Origin of the sequence: Hymenobacter sediminis, from assembly GCF_003231285.1 — a bacterium.
GTDB lineage: Bacteria > Bacteroidota > Bacteroidia > Cytophagales > Hymenobacteraceae > Hymenobacter > Hymenobacter sediminis.
Genome location: NZ_QKNS01000001.1, coordinates 883,643 through 901,161 on the forward strand (window position 1 = coordinate 883,643; position 17,519 = coordinate 901,161).

The window sequence follows — 17,519 nt, forward strand, 5'->3', positions numbered from 1 at the left end:
ATGAATCAGAAAATTCGCATCAAACTGAAATCCTACGACCACAACTTGGTGGACAAATCGTCGGAGAAGATTGTGAAGGCGGTAAAGGCTACGGGCGCTATCGTAAGCGGCCCGATTCCGCTGCCGACCGATAAAGAGAAATTCACCGTGCTCCGTTCACCCCACGTGAACAAGAAGTCGCGTGAGCAATTTCAGCTCTGCACTTACAAGCGCCTCGTAGACATCTATTCTACTTCGTCGAAGACGGTAGATGCTCTGATGAAGCTTGAACTGCCTAGCGGTGTTGACGTTGAAATCAAAGTCTGAGGACCTGATTCTTCGTTGAATAAAGAAAATGCCCCATTGGTTCTACGGAGCCAATGGGGCATTTTCTTTTATTGGTTGCAACTTGTACCTAAAATGAAGGCTCCACATAACAGTGGAGCTGAGTGATAGGTCTGCTCAGTGCAGGTCAGAGCGCCCTTTATCTTGTTGCATGATTTCTTTTTTGAGTTCTTTTCTAACTCTTCAACGGTTATTAATAGCCGCTGCTTTCTTTTGCATCTGCACAATTGTGGGGTTGTTTACTAGTTCCTTCTTTAGGATTCTGCCTAGCGTTGGTATGGTAGGAATTCTGGTAACAGGGCTCCTTAGCTATTTCCTGCATAAGCATAAGTATGCCCGAGTGCGTAGTACCGTTTATGGATCTTTCGTGGCTATTTACTTCCTGAACTTGAGTTCAGGTCTGTTGACATCGGATGCGAACTGGAATGAGTTCGAGCGGGATGTTGTGCTCCAGCTGCCCTTTCTGATATTGCCACTGGCTTTCTGGCTTCTACCCCCGCTGCCCGCAGTATACCTACGAAATATATGGCTAACACTGATCGGAGCAGCAGCCATTGCGGCGCTGTTAAGTGCTGTTAACTACGCACTGCATTTCGAACAGATTAATGAGCTATACCTGCATTCTAAAGTAATGCCGACTGAACCGGATCATATTCGCTTTAGCTTGATTATCACGTTGGCTATTGCAGCAGGAATACTTCTGATCGTTCAGAAGAACGTGGTGGGTAGGATGCAGTCATTACTTGTACTAGTGTTAATTGTTCTGGCGCTTTACCTGCATATGTTGGCTGTCAGAAGTGGATTAATGGCTTTTTACTCATTGGGAGTCCTCGGCTTTCTGTGGCTAGTGCTACGAAAGCGGAATTATTACCAAGCCGTACAACTAGCATTATGCCTGTTGCTATTGCCTCTAGTTAGCTATGTGTGCTTTCCTACTTTCCGCAATAAATCAGTCAACACCCAAGAGGATGTAGGACAAGTTGAGCATACTACTTCTGCTAATAGCTATTCTTTGGTCGGGAGAGTCTATTCCTATAAAGTTGCCCTAAAAGTTATCCGAGAGAATTTTTGGTTCGGTGTAGGTAAGGCGGATATCGAAGAAGAAATGGCAGTTCATTACCGCAAGGATTTTCCGCTTATTCAGCCTGAATCATACATTCAGCCTCACAATCAATATTTATACTCTACTGTAGCTTTTGGTGTCGTTGGGCTATTAATATTCGTTGTAGCCTTTTATTACCCTGGCTTATGTATCTGGCCACAATACGCTCCACTGTTGTTCGCACAGTATACCATCATTACCCTTTCCTTCTTGGTTGAGTACACGCTGGAAACCCAAATAGGTCTCGCATTCGCTTTGTTCTTCCTGATGTTAGCCCTTGAAGGAAATAAAGCACCGCTACTACCAGATACGGAATGGCGACCAGCGTAAGTAGCCGCATTACTGTACCGATGTACAGTAGTCTTTATTTACATAGGCTCATAACTGGATGCTTGATGTATTGTCGCTGCCTTCAAGGTTTGATTAGGTAAGTCTTTACATATGTCTATTCGGTTAGCTTATGCTTGATCTACAATCCATTTAGCTGATAGAGCTATGCTAACTGTGTGTGTATGAAAATATTTAGTAGGCGGGTTAGAATATAAGAATACAATTTCATAGCTTTGCACTCCATTTCCGAAAACGTCACTCGGGCGTTTTCACTGTGTCTTTTTCTAAAACCCCAATCGAATGCCTGGCATCATCGGTAAAAAAATCGGTATGACAAGCCTCTTCACTCCGGACGGGAAGAATATTCCCTGCACGCTCATTGAAGCGGGTCCGTGCGTAGTGACGCAGGTTAAGACCATCGAAACGGACGGCTACACGGCTATCCAACTCGGTTACGGCGAGAAAAAGGCGAAGAATACCACCAAAGCATTGGCTGGTCACTTCGCTAAAGCCGGAACTACCCCCAAGAAAAAACTCGTTGAGTTCCGCACAGAAGAGGCTTCTAGCTTCGCTGCTGGCTCTACCATCGACGCTACCCTCTTTGAAGAAGGTGAGTTCGTTGATGTAGTAGGTACCTCCAAAGGTAAAGGCTTCCAAGGCGTTGTAAAGCGCTACAACTTTGCTGGTGTAGGTGGCCAAACGCATGGTCAGCACAACCGCGGCCGTCACCCCGGTTCTATCGGTGCTTGCTCCTGGCCTTCGCGCGTATTCAAAGGAATGCGCATGGGTGGCCGTATGGGTAACGACCGTGTGAAAGTGCAGAACCTGAAGGTGATGCGCATTGTAGCCGACAAAAACCTCATCGTGGTGAGCGGCTCGGTTCCCGGTGCCAAGAACTCTTTCGTGGTCCTGGAAAAATAAGCTAGCAAGATGGAACTGTCAGTAATTAACATCAAAGGCGAAGACACCGGCCGCAAGGTTACCCTGTCCGACGCCATCTTCGGCTTGGAGCCGAATGAGCACGTGATGTACCTCGACGTGAAGCAGTACTTGGCCAACCAGCGCCAGGGTACGCACAAGTCGAAACAGCGTAACGAAGTGCATGGCACCACTAAAAAGCTGAAAAAGCAAAAAGGCACCGGTGGTGCTCGTGCCGGCAGCATGAAGTCTGGTGTGTTCGTAGGTGGTGGCCGTATGTTCGGTCCTCAGCCCCGTGACTATGGCTTCAAGCTGAACAAAAAAACCAAGCGTCTCGCTCGTCTGTCGGCTCTGTCGAGCCTGGCTAAAGACGGCAAGGTAGCTGTAGTGGAAAATATTTCCTTGTCGGCTCCCAAGACTAAGGAGTTTGCCGCTATCCTAGCTGGTCTGAAGCTGAACAACGGCCGCAAGACTCTGCTAGTAACTGGCTCCGTTGATAAGAACGTGGTGCTGTCGGCCCGCAACATCCAGCGCGTGAGCGTAGCTACTCCGGTAGCGCTGAACACCCACGATCTGCTGAACACCGATACGCTGCTGCTGTCGGAAGATGGTCTGACGGCATTGGAACAACTCTATACCACTGCTGAGTAATGAGCATCCTGAAGAAGCCCATCGTGACCGAGAAGGCCACGGCTCTGAACGAAAAAGGCCAGTATGCCTTTGAAGTTTCGCGTGACGCAAACAAGGTTCAGATCAAAAAAGAGATTGAACAACTGTACGGAGTGACGGTAACGGGCGTAAGCACCATCCGCACCATCGGTAAAGTGAAATCTAAGTTCACGAAAGGCGGTGCCGTATCTGGTCGTCGTCCGCATGGCAAGAAAGCCATCGTGACCGTGAAAGAAGGAGACGTTATCGACTTCTACAGCGGCCTGTAAGCCTGCTTTATCGCCAAGAGATTTTCCCTAAGCAAGAGTAATGGCACTCAAAAAACTAAGACCAACATCACCGGGTCAGCGCTTTCGCATCGCCCCGGCCTTCGACGAGATTACTGCGTCGGCGCCGGAGAAGTCGCTGTTGGCACCCCTCAAAAACTCCGGTGGCCGTAACAATTCGGGCAAAATGTCCAACCGCTACATCGGCGGCGGTCATAAGGCCAAATACCGTATTATCGACTTCAAACGTGATAAGGCTACTGTGCCTGCCACGGTGAAGACGATAGAGTACGACCCAAACCGTACCGCTCGTATTGCTTTGCTGCAATATGCTGATGGTGAGAAGCGCTACATTATCGCCCCAGCCGGTCTGGCTGTAGGCTCTACGGTAGTATCAGGTTCAGGCGTAGCTCCGGAAGTTGGTAATGCCCTGCCCCTGCGCGAAATTCCGCTGGGTACCATCGTACACAACATCGAGCTGATGCCCGGTGGTGGTGCTGCAATGGCTCGCTCGGCCGGTACATACGCTCAGTTGGTAGCTCGCGAAGACAAATACGCCACCTTGAAATTACCTTCCGGCGAAATGCGCATGGTACTGGTTACCTGCATGGCAACGGTAGGCACTGTTTCGAATGGCGACCATATGAACGTACGCTTGGGCAAAGCTGGCCGTAACCGTTGGTTAGGTCGCCGTCCGCGTGTTCGTGGTGTTGCTATGAACCCTGTTGATCACCCCATGGGCGGTGGTGAAGGTAAATCGTCGGGTGGTCACCCACGTAGCCGTAATGGCATCTTCGCTAAGGGTCAGAAGACCCGCAACAAGAATAAGTATTCCGAGAACCTGATCGTAAGCCGCAAAGGCAAGAAGTAAGCAATGGCACGTTCACTAAAAAAAGGGCCGTACATTGACTTCCGGCTCGAGAAGAAAGTATCGGCAATGGACGAGTCCGGCAAAAAGTCGGTGGTGAAGACTTGGTCGCGCCGCTCGATGATTTCGCCCGATTTCGTTGGCCACACCTTCGCTGTGCATAACGGCAATAAGTTCATCCCGGTGTATGTAACGGAGAACATGGTAGGACACAAACTCGGTGAGTTTGCCCCTACCCGTAACTTCCGTGGCCACATCGCCAAGAAAGATAAAGGCAAGCGCTAATATGGAAGCAGTAGCTAAACTCCGGAACGTGCCCACCTCGCCGCGCAAAATGCGCTTGGTGGCCAACCTGGTACGCGGTCAGAAAGTGACTCGTGCTCTGGGCCTGCTGAAATTTGAGGCTAACTCAGGCGCTGCCAGAATTGAAAAACTGCTCCTTTCGGCTTTGGCCAATTGGCAGCAGAAAAATGAGGATGAGCGCATTGAAGATGCTAACCTCTATATCAAAGAGATTTTCGTGGATGAAGGTCGTCAGCTGAAGCGTCTGCGCCCCGCCCCTCAGGGTCGTGGCCACCGCATTCGCAAGCGCAGCAACCATGTGACGCTGGTTATTGATAGCAAAGTAGAACCTCTAGGTAGCAAAGCTGCCGCTCTGCAGGCTGCTGAAACTAAACCAGCCGCCACGGTTGTTGACGAGGCTCCCAAGAAGACCCGCCGCAGCTCGGCTAAGAAATCCAACGAAACCACGGCAGAAGCCACCGCATAAGCACTATGGGACAGAAAGTAAATCCGGTTGGCTTCCGTCTGGGCGTCATCAAAGGATGGGACTCGAACTGGTACGGTGGCAAGGACTTTGCCGACAAACTGGTTGAGGACGAGAAAATCCGCAAATACATCAACGCTCGTATTCCCAAAGGTGGCATTAGCCGCATTGTAATCGAGCGCACGCTGAAGCGCGTAACCATTACTATCAATACGGCTCGTCCAGGTGTTGTAATTGGTAAAGGTGGTGCTGAGGTTGATAAGATTAAGGACGAACTGAAGCAGATTACTGGCAAAGACGTTCAGATCAATATCTTCGAGATTAAGCGTCCTGAACTTGATGCTAAGTTGGTAGGTGAGAGCATTGCTCAGCAGCTCCAAGCCCGTATCTCGTTCCGTCGCGCTATGAAAATGGCGATTCAAGCTGCTCTGCGTGTTGGTGCCGAAGGCATTAAAATTCAGTGTGGTGGTCGTTTAGGTGGTGCTGAAATTGCTCGCTCTGAGCAATACAAAGAGGGTCGCACCCCACTGCACACTCTGCGTGCTGACATCGATTACGCTCTGTCAGAAGCTCAGACTGTGTATGGCAAAATTGGCATTAAGGTGTGGGTTATGCGTGGTGAAGTGTTTGGCAAGCCAGACCTTTCTCCAAATCAGCAGCCTGCTGGTAGCCAAGGTGGCGAAAGCCGTGGTAATGACCGTGGTCCTCGCGGTGAGCGTGGCGACCGTGGCGGTGACCGTGGCCCGCGTCGTGACCGTAACGACCGTGGTGGTGATAACCGCGGTGGTCAAGGAGGTGGACAACGTCGCGGTGGCGGCGGTGGTCAGAACCGTGGCGGTCAGGCAGGTGGTGCCCCCCGCCGCTAGCCTTTTTCTTTTCTCTCGAATTCAATTTCAAGATAACTCATGTTACAACCGAAAAGGACCAAGTATCGCAAGATGCAAAAGGGTCGCGTGCATGGCTTAGCCCACCGCGGCAGCTCCATTGACTTCGGTTCGTTCGCTATCAAATCGCTGGAACAAGCATGGATTACAGCTCGCCAAATTGAGGCTGCTCGTATTGCCATGACCCGCGCTATGAAACGCGAAGGTCAAGTATGGATCCGCATTTTCCCGGATAAGCCTATTACTAAGAAGCCCGCTGAGGTTCGTATGGGTAAGGGTAAAGGTTCCCCTGAATATTGGGTAGCCGTAGTTAAGCCCGGTACTATTCTATTCGAATCTGATGGTGTTTCGCTGGAAGTAGCGCAGGAGTCGCTGCGTCTGGCTGCTCAGAAGCTGCCAGTACGTACCTCGTTTGTTGTTCGTCGCGACTATCAAGAAGCCTAAGAAGATGAAGAACACCGAAATCCGCGCCCTCTCCCTAGAGGACCTCAAAAACCAGATTAAGACGGAGCAGACTAATGGCCAGACGTTGCGCTTTGCACACGCCATATCGCCTCTGGAGAACCCTATCCGTCTAAAGCAAGCCCGCAAAAATGTCGCCCGTCTGCTGACCGAGTTGAAGCGTCGCGAGAACGAGCAGGCAACTAACTCTGCTAACTAACGATGGCAAGCAACGAAGAACAGCAGGCTACAACCGCCGTAGAGCGGAACCTGCGTAAAGAGATTATCGGGCGAGTTACTTCTTCCAAAATGGATAAATCCATTACGGTAGTAGTAGAAAGCAAAATGAAGCACCCGATCTACGGTAAGTTCGTTACCAAGTCGACCAAATTCATGGCTCACGACGAAAATAACGAATGTGGTGAAGGGGATACGGTTCGCATTATGTCGACCCGTCCGCTGAGCAAGAACAAACGCTGGAGACTGGTAGAAATCGTAGAACGCGCCAAGTAAGATGATACAGCAAGAATCCCGTCTGACCGTCGCTGATAACAGCGGCGCCAAAGAAGTTCTCTGCATTCGTGTCCTCGGTGGCACGGGCAAGAAATACGCCAGTGTAGGTGATAAGATTGTAGTAGCAATCAAGTCAGCTATTCCTTCCGGCAACGCTAAAAAAGGCGCTGTTTCGAAGGCAGTGGTAGTTCGCACGAAGAAAGAAGTTCGTCGTAAGGACGGATCATACATTCGCTTCGATGACAACGCCGCTGTACTGCTCAATAATAATGATGAGCCCCGCGGTACCCGTATCTTCGGTCCTGTGGCCCGTGAACTGCGTGAAAAACAGTTTATGAAGATTGTTTCGCTGGCTCCTGAAGTTCTCTAAGCAATGGCAACGAAAACGAAAGCAACGCCTGCGAAACTGCACGTAAAAACTGGTGACACCGTTCTGGTGATTGCTGGCGACGAGAAAGGCAAAACCGGTGTGATCAAATCGGTTAACCGTTCGACGCAACGTGTTATCGTGGAAGGCCTGAACCTGGCAACCAAGCACAACAAACCCAGTGCGAAGAATCCCCAGGGCGGCATCACTAAGATCGAGGCACCGATTCACGTGAGCAACGTGAAGCGCGTTGAATCGACCAACGCCTAATCTGCTCTACGACCATGGCTCGACTGAAAGATAAATATCAGAAAGAAGTAGTACCTGCGCTCCAGGAGAAATTCCAGTTTAAGAGCATAATGCAAGTACCGCGCATTACCAAGATTTGCATTAACCGCGGTATTGGTAGCGCAGTAGCTGACAAGAAGCTAGTTGACAATGGTGTTGACGAGCTGACCGTAATTACGGGTCAGAAAGCTGTTCCGACCATTGCTAAGCGTTCGGTATCTAACTTCAAGTTACGCGAAGGAATGCCAATTGGTGCTCGCGTTACCCTGCGCGGCAACCAGATGTATGAGTTCCTCGATCGTCTGCTGACTGTAGCTCTGCCTCGCGTACGTGACTTTAAAGGCATCAACGATAAGGGCTTTGATGGCCGTGGTAACTACACCCTGGGCATCAAAGAACAAATTATCTTCCCGGAAATTTCGATTGACAAAATTAAGTCAATTGCCGGTATGGATATTACCTTCGTAACGACGGCTGAAAACGACGAACAGAGCTACGAGTTGCTACGTGCCTTCGGAATGCCGTTCGCTAACGCCAAGAAACAGAACAATGGCTAAGGAATCAATGAAAGCACGGGAGCGGAAGCGTATTGCTACCGTAGCCCGTTACGCTGAGAAGCGCAAGGCTCTTAAAGAGGCTGGCGATTACGAAGCTTTGGATAAGTTGCCTCGCAATGCTTCGCCCGTGCGTCTGCACAACCGCGACAAGATTGATGGCCGCCCCCGTGGTTATATGCGCAAGTTCGGCATCAGCCGCGTGCGTTTCCGCGAAATGGCTCTCGCCGGCAAAATTCCTGGCGTGACCAAGTCCAGCTGGTAATACCGCTGTTCCTGCCAAACCAGAGTTTTCTGTAAGGCATTGTTATTTGGCAGGTTGCCGAAAGAAACCATCAGCCGAGCTCTCCAAAGCCGAGTTGAGTAGTCTTAACCGAAAATTTCGTCGCCTCTTTCCGTGGCGGCGAAATTTTCATATCTTTGCGGCTCCCTAAAAATGGGCGCTTCATTTTCATAATCAAATGAACACAGATCCGATTGCCGACTACCTCACCCGGGTGCGCAATGCCATCAAGGCTAACCACCGGGTAGTAGAAATCCCGGCCAGCAACATCAAAAAGGAGATTACGAAGGTGCTCTATAAAAAGGGCTACATTCAGAGCTACCGTTTTGATGACGCCGCTGTACAGGGCACGATCAAAATCGCGCTGAAGTACAACCCGGCTACCAAGAAATCCGCCATTACGAAACTGGAGCGCATCAGCACCCCGGGTTTGCGTCAGTACGCTCACGTGGAGAACCTGCCGCGCGTATTGAGCGGCTTGGGTATTGCGATTCTGTCGACGTCGAAAGGCGTAATGACCGAGAAAGAGGCGAAAGCCGAGAACGTGGGCGGCGAAGTGCTGTGCTACGTCTACTAATCTGAAAGGAAAACGAGACTATGTCACGCATTGGTAAACTGCCCATCAGCCTGCCCACTAACGTGCAGGTTGAAGTGAGCAACGAAAACACGGTAACCGTGAAGGGCCCGAAAGGTACTCTGACCGTTCCGGTGGACCGCGACATTACCGTAGCTACCGAAGATGGTCAGCTGGTAGTGACTCGCCCGACTGAGCAGAAGCGTCACAAAGCTATGCACGGCCTCTACCGTTCGTTGCTGAACAACGCTGTTAACGGCGTTAGCAATGGTTTGGAGGAAAAGCTAGAGCTGGTTGGCGTAGGTTATAAGGCTTCGATGTCGGGTACTACGCTGGAACTGTCACTAGGTTATTCGCACAACATCTTCTTGGCTCTGCCCAAAGAAGTAACGGCAACGGCTGTAACGGAAAAAGGTAAAAATCCAATCGTTACATTGACTAGCATTGATAAGCAATTGCTGGGTCAGGTAGCCGCCAAGATTCGCTCGCTGCGCAAGGTTGAGCCTTACAAAGGCAAAGGCGTGCGCTTCGTGGGTGAGCAGATTCGTCGTAAGGCTGGTAAAACAGCTTCGAAATAACATCACACCATGGCTTTCGATAAAGCAACTAGAAGAAAACGGATCCAGCGCATCATCCGCACTAAGGTCGCTGGCACGTCCGAGCGCCCGCGTCTGTCGGTCTTTCGTAGCAACACTGGCATCTACGCCCAGATTATTGATGATACGAAAGGTCACACGCTGGCGTCTGCTTCCTCGAAGCACGTTTCGGTGGAAGGGGGCAACGGAGTAGCCCTCGCCGCCGCAGTCGGCAAAGAAATTGCCGCCCGTGCTCAGGAAAAAGGAATTTCGAAAGTGGTATTTGACCGTTCCGGTTACCTCTACCACGGCCGCGTAAAATCATTGGCAGAAGGAGCCCGCGAAGGCGGCCTCAATTTCTAACTCATCATGGCAGAATTTAACAACGGCAACCGTGGTGGTGGCAATGACCGTGGCGGTAACGACCGTCGGGGTGGTGGCAACGACCGTCGCGGCGGCAACGACCGGAACGCTGAGCAGTCGCGCACCGGTGATTCCGATCTGAAAGAAAAAGTGGTTGCTATCAACCGCGTAGCCAAAGTAGTAAAAGGCGGTCGTCGCTTCAGCTTCTCAGCTATCGTAGTAGTGGGTGACGGCAATGGCACCGTGGGCTACGGCCTCGGCAAAGCTAACGAAGTAACTGATGCTATTGCTAAGGGCATTGACGACGCGAAGAAGAACTTGGTGAAAGTGCCCCTGTACAAGCACACGGTTCCTCACGTAATGGAAGGTAAGTACTCGGGTGGTTTCGTGCTGGTTCAGCCGGCAGCCGCTGGTACGGGTGTAATTGCTGGCGGTGCTATGCGCGCCGTATTCGAAAGCGCCGGTATCAAGGATGTACTCGCTAAGTCTAAAGGCTCGTCTAACCCCCACAACGTGGTAAAGGCTACCTTTGATGCTCTGTTGAAGATGCGTGACCCCATGCAGATTGCACAGGCTCGCGGCATTACTCTCTCCCAAGTGTTTAACGGCTAAGAGCAGATGGCGCAGATCCAGATTAAACTCGTTAAGAGCGTTATTGACCGCCCCGAGCGTCAGAAGCGCACTGTAAAGGCCTTGGGCCTTGGCAAGATCGGCAGCACGAAAGCGGTGGAAAACACCCCCCAGGTAGCTGGTATGATTGATGCCGTAAAGCACCTGTTGGAAGTAACCGAACTTTAGGAATCTCCCGAAAATGAATCTCAGCAATCTCCAACCCGCCGCTGGCTCCACACGCAATGAAAAGCGTATTGGCCGTGGTACGGGTTCCGGCCGTGGCGGCACGTCAACGCGCGGTCACAAAGGTGCCAAGTCCCGTTCGGGTTACTCCAAGAAGTCAGGCTTCGAAGGCGGTCAGATGCCTCTGCAGCGCCGGGTACCGAAATTCGGTTTCAAGAATATTAACCGCGTAGAGTATAAAGCCGTCAACTTAGACGTGCTAGCTGCTTTGACTGAGAATGGCATTACCACTTTGGATGCTGCTTTCTTTGTAACAGCGGGCTTGGCTTCTAAAAATGCCAAGATTAAAGTTTTGGGCCGTGGTGAAATCACTAAAGCCCTTGAAGTACATGCTCATGCTTTCTCGAAGTCGGCTATCGAAGCTATCGAAAAAGCAGGTGGCAAAGCTGTGACGCTGTAAGCCTGACTGGCAATGAACAAGTTCATCACCACGATTAAGAACATTTTTGCGATTGAAGATCTGCGTATGCGGATCTTCAATACGCTTTTTTTCATTGCCATCTACCGGCTGGGTTCTTACGTGGTGCTCCCCGGCGTCGATCCAACTCGGCTAACACAAGGAGGCGCTACCGGAGTTTTGGGTATCTTGGATACGCTGCTTGGGGGCGCCTTTAGCCATGCGTCGATTTTTGCGTTGGGCATCATGCCTTATATCTCGGCATCGATCGTGCTGCAACTGCTGACGATTGCCGTTCCCTACTTCCAAAAACTACAAAAGGAGGGGGAATCAGGACGTAAGAAGATCAACCAGTACACGCGCATTCTTACAATTCCGATTGTAGCGCTGCAATCCGTAGGGTTCATTGCTACGATTAATGCAGAGGCTATTGTAAATCCTGGCGTCTTTTTCACTGTTTCCACTGCCATGATTGTAACAGCGGGTACGTTGTTTTGCATGTGGTTAGGTGAAAAGATTACCGATAAAGGCATTGGCAATGGTATTTCCATGATCATTATGATCGGGATAGTATCACGCTTGCCTGGTGCCCTAATTGGGGAAGCTACGGCCCGTACTATGCGTGGCTCATTAATTTTCCTGATTGAGCTAGTAGTATTGTTCTTAGTAGTAATGGCTGTTATCATCCTCACGCAGGCTGTGCGCCAGATCCCGGTACAATATGCTAAGCAAATTGGTGGTGCAGCAAGTCTTAGCTCACAACGCCAATACATTCCTATGAAGGTAAATGCTGCTGGTGTAATGCCAATCATCTTCGCTCAGTCGTTGATGTTTGTACCAGCTATTGCAGCTTCAGCTTGGAATAAAAACAGTGATACGGCAACTCTCATTGGTACCTGGTTTCAACCAGACCACTTGGTATACAATGTAGTGTTTGGTTTGCTGATTATCATTTTCACTTACTTCTACACTGCTATCAGCGTAAATCCTAACCAGATTGCGGATGATTTGAAGCGTAGCGGTGGTTTCATTCCTGGGGTGAAGCCTGGCCGAGATACTTCAGAATTTATCGATGAAGTCCTCACACGCATTACTTTACCTGGTGCAGTAGCCCTAGCTGTAATTGCTATTCTGCCTTCACTGGCTACGGTGGCAGGTGTCACTCGTCCATTTGCTCAGTTTTATGGTGGTACTTCGCTCATCATTATGGTGGGGGTAGTACTGGATACCATGAATCAGGTGAAAAGCTATTTGCTCATGCGTCATTATGATGGCATGATGAAAACTGGTAAGGTGCGAGGACGCTCGCAAAATATCGCCCTCGCTTCGTAAGATGATATTTTACAAAACCGAGGAGGAAATTGAATTCATGCGAGCTAGCGCTAAAGTGTTGGCTCAAGCCCATGGAGAGGTGGCGAGCATGATTCGGGAAGGAATTACTACGCGCGAATTAGATAAACGCGCAGAGGAATTTATCCGGGATAATGGTGGACAGCCTTCGTTCAAAGGGTATAATGGATTTGAATACAGCCTTTGCATTTCACCCAATTCGGTGGTGGTACACGGTTTTCCCGGTGACTATGCACTAAAAGGCGGCGATGTAGTATCGATAGACTGTGGAGTTTTACTCAACGGCTATCACGCAGATAGTGCTTATACCTATCCAGTAGGAGAGGTAGCACCGGAGGTAACAAAATTGCTGGAAGAAACCAAAAAGTCATTGTACCTCGGTATTGAGCAAGCAGTAGCAGGCAACCGAATGGGTGATGTTAGTTACGCTATTCAAAACCACGTTGAAAAACAAGGGTACGGCGTAGTGCGCGAGCTAGTAGGTCATGGTATTGGCAAGAAACTGCATGAGCGGCCTGATGTCCCTAACTACGGTAAACGTGGGGCTGGATTAAAGCTACAGACAGGGTTAGTAATAGCTATCGAGCCAATGGTCAATCTTGGCAAGAAGGATGTAACCCAGGAGAAAGATGGCTGGACCATCCGAACCAAGGATTTGAAACCTTCAGCGCACTTTGAACATACCGTTGTTGTTCGCAAAGACAAGGCGGAAATACTTACCTCCTTCGAATACATAGAAAAAGCCTTACAGTAGCCTTATGGCAAAACAAACTTCCATTGAGCAGGACGGTGTTATCCTGGAAGCCTTATCCAACGCCATGTTCCGCGTGGAGCTGGAAAATGGTCACCAGCTGATTGCCCATATCTCGGGTAAGATGCGGATGCACTACATCAAGATTCTGCCGGGAGATAAGGTAAAACTCGAAATGTCGCCCTACGATTTGTCGAAGGGACGAATTGTGTACCGTTACAAATAACCCGACGACATGAAAGTCAAAGCGTCAGTAAAGAAGCGTAGCGTTGATTGCAAAATCATCCGCCGCAAAGGCAAGCTCTACGTGATTAACAAGAAGAACCCGCGCTATAAGCAGCGTCAGGGCTAGTAGCACCAGACTTTTTAAGAAAGCACATGGCTCGTATTGCAGGGGTAGACATCCCAGACAACAAGCGCGGTGAAATCGCGCTGACCTACATCTTCGGCATTGGCCGTCCTTCTGCTCAGCAGATCCTCACTAAAGCAGGCGTTGACCTGAATAAGAAGGTGAAGGATTGGACTGAAGCTGAAGCTGGCGAAATCCGCGGCGTGATTGCCGCCGAATATAAGACCGAAGGTGTACTGCGCTCAGAAGTGCAGTTGAACATTAAGCGCCTGATGGACATCGGTTGCTACCGAGGCCTGCGTCACCGCAAAGGTCTGCCTGTTCGTGGTCAGCGTACCAAGAACAACTCGCGTACCCGTAAGGGCAAGCGCAAGACCGTTGCTGGCAAGAAGAAGGCTACTAAATAATCCGTAGCGGGAATCGAAGCCCTGCTTCTTTTGTTAGAAGCGGGCTTCAACACCTCCCGCATTTTTTGCGATAACCAAATGGCACAAAAAAGAAAAGACAAGGCCAAAAAGCGCGTTGTCGTTGTAGAACCCGTAGGTCAAGTACACATCAAGGCCTCGTTCAACAACATCATCATCTCTATTACCAACAATAATGGCCAGGTTATTTCCTGGGCTTCGGCTGGTAAGATGGGTTTCCGGGGTTCGAAGAAGAACACCCCCTATGCAGCTCAGATGGCTGCTACGGACTGCGGTAAAGTTGCCCACGACCTCGGTCTGCGCAAAGCCGAAGTTTTCGTGAAGGGTCCGGGCGCAGGTCGTGAATCGGCTATCCGTACGCTGGGTAACGTGGGTATTGAGGTAACGACCATTAAGGACGTGACGCCGCTGCCCCACAATGGCTGCCGTCCTCCCAAACGTCGTCGCGTTTGATTTAGTGAACAGGCCTGCTTTGCAGGTCACCGGTGTCGGATTCCGGTTGCGCCTTTTCACCCCTGCAAGGTGCGCCTCGGGAGTCCGACACACGCGGTTCAACCCCCTCAAAACTCAACAAACCTGAAATGGCACGTTATACTGGTCCTAAAACCAAGATTGCCCGTCGCTTTAATGAGCCGATCTTCGGCCCAAGCAAGGCACTCACCAAAAAAGCATATCCTCCGGGCCAGCATGGCCGCGGTCGTCGTAAGAAGCAGAGCGAGTACGCTGTCCAGTTGATGGAGAAGCAGAAAGTGAAGTATATGTACGGTGTACTGGAGAAGCAATTCGAGAACCTGTTCCATAAAGCTGCAACTCTGCCCGGTATCACTGGTGACAACCTGCTGGCTTTGCTGGAGTCGCGCCTTGACAACACGGTGTATCGTTTGGGCATCGCTCCTACGCGTCGTGCTGCTCGTCAGCTGGTTCTGCACAAGCACATTACTGTTAACGGAGAGGTAGTAAATATTGCCTCTTATCGTTTGCGTGCTGGTGACGTGGTTGCCGTACGTGAAAAATCAAAGTCGCTGGAGGCTATCACGACGAGCCTGAGCGCCCGCAACGCCCGTGCATTCTCGTGGCTGGAGTGGGATGGCAAGGAGTTGGTGGGCAAGTTCATCAGCGCCCCCTCGCGTGACCTGATTCCGGAGAAAATCACGGAGCAGCTCATCGTCGAGTTGTACTCGAAGTAATTCATGGAACGGCCCGGCAGTCCGGGCCGTTTCTCTGCTTCGACTTTTTTCCTTGTTATAACTGGAACTGGGTAGCAGGCGGTAAGAAATTAGGCTACATTGGCCGCGTTCTTACTGTCTGCTATTCACTACTTCAAACGCCCCACTTATGTCAATCTTAGCTTTTCAAATGCCGGAGAAGGTGGTAATGGAGAAATCCGACGACTTCTACGGAACGTTTGAATTCAAACCGCTGGAGAAAGGCTACGGCGTCACGATCGGCAACGCTCTGCGCCGCATCCTGCTGTCGTCGCTGGAGGGCTATGCCATCACGTCGGTTCGCACCAACAGCGTACTGCACGAGTTCATGACCATTGAAGGGGTGATTGAGGATATGTCCGAAATCATCCTGAACCTAAAGCAGGTTCGCTTCAAGAAAGTGAGCGATGCCATCGAAGACAAAATCACGGTGCGCATCAAAGGACAGGACACCTTCTCGGCGGGCGATATCAACAAGTTTACTACTGGCTTCCAGGTATTGAACCCGGATCTGGTAATCTGCAACGTGGACCCCGCTACCGAACTGGAGTTCGAGTTCACGATTCAGAAAGGCCGTGGCTATGTTCCTGCTGAGGAAAATAAGCCAGCTGATCAAGTGTTTGGTCAGATTGCTATTGATGCCATCTTCACGCCTATTAAAAACGTGAAGTATAGCATTGAAAATACCCGCGTTGAGCAGAAGACTGACTATGAGAAGCTCCTTATCGAGATTCACACGGACGGTTCTATTCACCCGGAGGACGCACTGAAAGGTGCTGCAAACATTCTGATTCAGCACTTCATGCTGTTCTCTGACAGCACCATGACCTTCGAAACGGCTAAGGCCGAAGAGGAAGAGACGGTAGATGAGGAGACACTGCACATGCGCAAAGTTCTGAAGACTCCGCTGGCGGATATGGACCTGAGCGTGCGTGCCTACAACTGCCTCAAAGCTGCTGATATCAAGACCCTCGGTGACTTGGTGCAGCTCGACATGGCTGACATGATGAAATTCCGCAACTTCGGTAAGAAGTCGCTGACCGAGCTAGAAAACCTCGTTGAGGAAAAAGGTCTGACCTTCGGGATGGATCTGAGCAAGTTCAAGCTCGACGAAGAATAAGCTTAAAGCGAGAAATGTGGTGGATGTGACTGTAGTTGTGCAAATACACAGCTAGTCACTTTCACCACATTTTTGCATTCAGTACCTTTGCACTCCGTTTTTCACACTTTTTAACACAGTAAGCCCTGAGGGACAGCGGTTCTAATGTGAAAGCAGTCTGGTAACAGACAGTTTTCCGCCGTGGTCGTTGTTCGCAAGCTTACACATCTTTCTTTTTTATGCGTCACGGTAAAACCATTAACCACCTCGGCCGGACGGCCTCGCACCGCAACGCCATGCTTTCGAACATGGCTTCGTCGCTGATTCTGCACAAGCGTATCTCAACGACCGTTGCTAAAGCAAAAGCACTGCGCAAGTTTGTAGAGCCCCTGCTCACCAAGTCGAAAAACGATACCACGCACTCGCGTCGTTTGGTTTTCGCTGAGTTGGGCAACAAGGAAGCGCTGAAAGAGCTGTTCGGCACGGTATCGAGCAAAGTAGCTAACCGTCCCGGTGGTTACACCCGTATTATCAAGCTGAGCGACGTACGTCTGGGTGACAACGCTGAGATGTGCATCATCGAGCTGGTTGACTTCAACGAAACCCTGTTGGAAGCTAAGAATGCTGGTGAAGCTAAGGCTGCTGCTCCGGCTACTCGTCGTTCGCGCAGCAAGAAGAAAGCTGATGCCCCGGCTGGCGAAGCTGTAGCTCCTGCTGCAGTAGTTGAAACCGCTGCTCCTGCTGACACTGCTACCACTACCGTACAGGAAGGCGAAACGCGCGACGAAGCTAAGGCTGACGAAGAAGCTGCTTCGTAAGCTTTAGTCGGTTAGATATTGGAAAAGGGCTGCTCCAGTTGGAGTAGCCCTTTTTTATTTCTTTACTGTATTAACGATATCAATAGGTAACCTCTGTTGCAAAGCAGAGATATGTAAGTGTGTAATACCCTTATTAGGGTTCAGTTGGTAGATAGGGGTAGGAAAAGCCAAATAGGGCTAATTTC

General features: G+C 50.3%; 30 protein-coding genes and 1 pseudogene. All 31 read left to right on the plus strand.

Annotated elements, in window-relative coordinates; all coding sequences use genetic code 11:
• The 31 genes and pseudogenes from rpsJ (at position 1) to rplQ (ending at position 17,334) form a co-directional block, all read left to right on the plus strand.
• The gene (gene rpsJ, locus DNI29_RS03725) at positions 1 to 306 is read left to right on the plus strand and encodes a 30S ribosomal protein S10 (protein WP_022822123.1); all 306 of its coding nucleotides are present in this window, start codon (positions 1 to 3) and stop codon (positions 304 to 306) included.
• 169 nt (positions 307 to 475) lie between these two features.
• On the plus strand, positions 476 to 1,756 hold the full coding sequence (locus DNI29_RS03730; RefSeq protein ID WP_110976707.1) for an O-antigen ligase family protein: 1,281 nt from the start codon (positions 476 to 478) through the stop codon (positions 1,754 to 1,756).
• A gap of 300 nt (positions 1,757 to 2,056) precedes the next feature.
• Entirely contained in the window at positions 2,057 to 2,677 is a 621-nt protein-coding gene (gene rplC / locus DNI29_RS03735) for a 50S ribosomal protein L3 (RefSeq protein ID WP_110976708.1), read from the plus strand.
• A gap of 9 nt (positions 2,678 to 2,686) precedes the next feature.
• The gene (rplD, locus tag DNI29_RS03740) at positions 2,687 to 3,325 is read left to right on the plus strand and encodes a 50S ribosomal protein L4 (protein ID WP_110976709.1); all 639 of its coding nucleotides are present in this window, start codon (positions 2,687 to 2,689) and stop codon (positions 3,323 to 3,325) included.
• The gene (rplW, locus tag DNI29_RS03745; RefSeq protein ID WP_110976710.1) at positions 3,325 to 3,612 is read left to right on the plus strand and encodes a 50S ribosomal protein L23; all 288 of its coding nucleotides are present in this window, start codon (positions 3,325 to 3,327) and stop codon (positions 3,610 to 3,612) included. The genes rplD and rplW overlap by 1 nt, the downstream gene beginning before the upstream one ends.
• Positions 3,613 to 3,652: 40 nt before the next feature.
• Positions 3,653 to 4,480, plus strand: a complete 828-nt coding sequence (rplB, locus tag DNI29_RS03750) for a 50S ribosomal protein L2 (protein WP_110976711.1) — start codon at positions 3,653 to 3,655, stop codon at positions 4,478 to 4,480.
• A gap of 3 nt (positions 4,481 to 4,483) precedes the next feature.
• Complete coding sequence (rpsS, locus tag DNI29_RS03755; RefSeq protein WP_110976712.1) at positions 4,484 to 4,762, plus strand: 30S ribosomal protein S19; 279 nt, start codon at positions 4,484 to 4,486, stop codon at positions 4,760 to 4,762.
• A 1-nt stretch (position 4,763) separates the two neighbouring features.
• On the plus strand, positions 4,764 to 5,246 hold the full coding sequence (gene rplV / locus DNI29_RS03760) for a 50S ribosomal protein L22 (RefSeq protein ID WP_110976713.1): 483 nt from the start codon (positions 4,764 to 4,766) through the stop codon (positions 5,244 to 5,246).
• Positions 5,247 to 5,251: 5 nt separating this feature from the next.
• The gene (gene rpsC, locus DNI29_RS03765) at positions 5,252 to 6,109 is read left to right on the plus strand and encodes a 30S ribosomal protein S3 (protein ID WP_110976714.1); all 858 of its coding nucleotides are present in this window, start codon (positions 5,252 to 5,254) and stop codon (positions 6,107 to 6,109) included.
• A gap of 39 nt (positions 6,110 to 6,148) precedes the next feature.
• The gene (gene rplP / locus DNI29_RS03770) at positions 6,149 to 6,571 is read left to right on the plus strand and encodes a 50S ribosomal protein L16 (protein WP_045688456.1); all 423 of its coding nucleotides are present in this window, start codon (positions 6,149 to 6,151) and stop codon (positions 6,569 to 6,571) included.
• Between the two features lie 4 nt (positions 6,572 to 6,575).
• Complete coding sequence (rpmC, locus tag DNI29_RS03775; RefSeq protein WP_110976715.1) at positions 6,576 to 6,788, plus strand: 50S ribosomal protein L29; 213 nt, start codon at positions 6,576 to 6,578, stop codon at positions 6,786 to 6,788.
• Between the two features lie 2 nt (positions 6,789 to 6,790).
• Entirely contained in the window at positions 6,791 to 7,081 is a 291-nt protein-coding gene (gene rpsQ, locus DNI29_RS03780) for a 30S ribosomal protein S17 (protein WP_110976716.1), read from the plus strand.
• A 1-nt stretch (position 7,082) separates the two neighbouring features.
• Positions 7,083 to 7,451 (plus strand): 50S ribosomal protein L14, encoded by a 369-nt coding sequence (gene rplN / locus DNI29_RS03785; protein WP_110976717.1) that lies wholly within the window; start codon positions 7,083 to 7,085, stop codon positions 7,449 to 7,451.
• A gap of 3 nt (positions 7,452 to 7,454) precedes the next feature.
• Positions 7,455 to 7,703, plus strand: a pseudogene (gene rplX / locus DNI29_RS03790) (50S ribosomal protein L24); the annotation flags it as partial.
• A gap of 29 nt (positions 7,704 to 7,732) precedes the next feature.
• Positions 7,733 to 8,293, plus strand: a complete 561-nt coding sequence (gene rplE / locus DNI29_RS03795; protein WP_110976719.1) for a 50S ribosomal protein L5 — start codon at positions 7,733 to 7,735, stop codon at positions 8,291 to 8,293.
• On the plus strand, positions 8,286 to 8,555 hold the full coding sequence (rpsN, locus tag DNI29_RS03800) for a 30S ribosomal protein S14 (RefSeq protein ID WP_110976720.1): 270 nt from the start codon (positions 8,286 to 8,288) through the stop codon (positions 8,553 to 8,555). Before rplE ends, rpsN begins: the two co-directional genes overlap by 8 nt.
• A gap of 196 nt (positions 8,556 to 8,751) precedes the next feature.
• The gene (gene rpsH / locus DNI29_RS03805) at positions 8,752 to 9,150 is read left to right on the plus strand and encodes a 30S ribosomal protein S8 (protein WP_110976721.1); all 399 of its coding nucleotides are present in this window, start codon (positions 8,752 to 8,754) and stop codon (positions 9,148 to 9,150) included.
• A gap of 20 nt (positions 9,151 to 9,170) precedes the next feature.
• Positions 9,171 to 9,725, plus strand: a complete 555-nt coding sequence (gene rplF / locus DNI29_RS03810; protein ID WP_110976722.1) for a 50S ribosomal protein L6 — start codon at positions 9,171 to 9,173, stop codon at positions 9,723 to 9,725.
• A gap of 9 nt (positions 9,726 to 9,734) precedes the next feature.
• Positions 9,735 to 10,085 carry a 50S ribosomal protein L18 gene (gene rplR / locus DNI29_RS03815; RefSeq protein WP_110976723.1) on the plus strand — a complete coding sequence of 117 codons (351 nt, stop codon included), beginning with the start codon at positions 9,735 to 9,737 and terminating at the stop codon, positions 10,083 to 10,085.
• 6 nt (positions 10,086 to 10,091) lie between these two features.
• The gene (gene rpsE / locus DNI29_RS03820) at positions 10,092 to 10,697 is read left to right on the plus strand and encodes a 30S ribosomal protein S5 (protein ID WP_220614391.1); all 606 of its coding nucleotides are present in this window, start codon (positions 10,092 to 10,094) and stop codon (positions 10,695 to 10,697) included.
• Between the two features lie 6 nt (positions 10,698 to 10,703).
• Complete coding sequence (gene rpmD / locus DNI29_RS03825; protein ID WP_110976724.1) at positions 10,704 to 10,883, plus strand: 50S ribosomal protein L30; 180 nt, start codon at positions 10,704 to 10,706, stop codon at positions 10,881 to 10,883.
• A gap of 13 nt (positions 10,884 to 10,896) precedes the next feature.
• Complete coding sequence (gene rplO, locus DNI29_RS03830) at positions 10,897 to 11,340, plus strand: 50S ribosomal protein L15 (RefSeq protein WP_110976725.1); 444 nt, start codon at positions 10,897 to 10,899, stop codon at positions 11,338 to 11,340.
• A 12-nt stretch (positions 11,341 to 11,352) separates the two neighbouring features.
• Positions 11,353 to 12,669: a preprotein translocase subunit SecY gene (gene secY / locus DNI29_RS03835; protein ID WP_110976726.1), complete on the plus strand. Its 1,317-nt coding sequence runs from the start codon at positions 11,353 to 11,355 to the stop codon at positions 12,667 to 12,669.
• 1 nt (position 12,670) lies between these two features.
• Positions 12,671 to 13,441 (plus strand): type I methionyl aminopeptidase, encoded by a 771-nt coding sequence (map, locus tag DNI29_RS03840; protein ID WP_110976727.1) that lies wholly within the window; start codon positions 12,671 to 12,673, stop codon positions 13,439 to 13,441.
• 4 nt (positions 13,442 to 13,445) lie between these two features.
• On the plus strand, positions 13,446 to 13,664 hold the full coding sequence (gene infA, locus DNI29_RS03845; protein ID WP_022822146.1) for a translation initiation factor IF-1: 219 nt from the start codon (positions 13,446 to 13,448) through the stop codon (positions 13,662 to 13,664).
• 9 nt (positions 13,665 to 13,673) lie between these two features.
• Entirely contained in the window at positions 13,674 to 13,790 is a 117-nt protein-coding gene (gene rpmJ / locus DNI29_RS03850; RefSeq protein WP_045688470.1) for a 50S ribosomal protein L36, read from the plus strand.
• Between the two features lie 26 nt (positions 13,791 to 13,816).
• Positions 13,817 to 14,194, plus strand: coding sequence for a 30S ribosomal protein S13 (rpsM, locus tag DNI29_RS03855; RefSeq protein WP_045688471.1), 378 nt, complete (start codon positions 13,817 to 13,819; stop codon positions 14,192 to 14,194).
• Between the two features lie 78 nt (positions 14,195 to 14,272).
• Positions 14,273 to 14,665 (plus strand): 30S ribosomal protein S11, encoded by a 393-nt coding sequence (gene rpsK, locus DNI29_RS03860; RefSeq protein WP_110977283.1) that lies wholly within the window; start codon positions 14,273 to 14,275, stop codon positions 14,663 to 14,665.
• A 128-nt stretch (positions 14,666 to 14,793) separates the two neighbouring features.
• Complete coding sequence (gene rpsD, locus DNI29_RS03865) at positions 14,794 to 15,399, plus strand: 30S ribosomal protein S4 (RefSeq protein ID WP_110976728.1); 606 nt, start codon at positions 14,794 to 14,796, stop codon at positions 15,397 to 15,399.
• Between the two features lie 148 nt (positions 15,400 to 15,547).
• The gene (locus DNI29_RS03870; RefSeq protein WP_110976729.1) at positions 15,548 to 16,537 is read left to right on the plus strand and encodes a DNA-directed RNA polymerase subunit alpha; all 990 of its coding nucleotides are present in this window, start codon (positions 15,548 to 15,550) and stop codon (positions 16,535 to 16,537) included.
• Between the two features lie 218 nt (positions 16,538 to 16,755).
• Positions 16,756 to 17,334 carry a 50S ribosomal protein L17 gene (rplQ, locus tag DNI29_RS03875; RefSeq protein WP_110976730.1) on the plus strand — a complete coding sequence of 193 codons (579 nt, stop codon included), beginning with the start codon at positions 16,756 to 16,758 and terminating at the stop codon, positions 17,332 to 17,334.
• Positions 17,335 to 17,519: the final 185 nt, after the last annotated feature.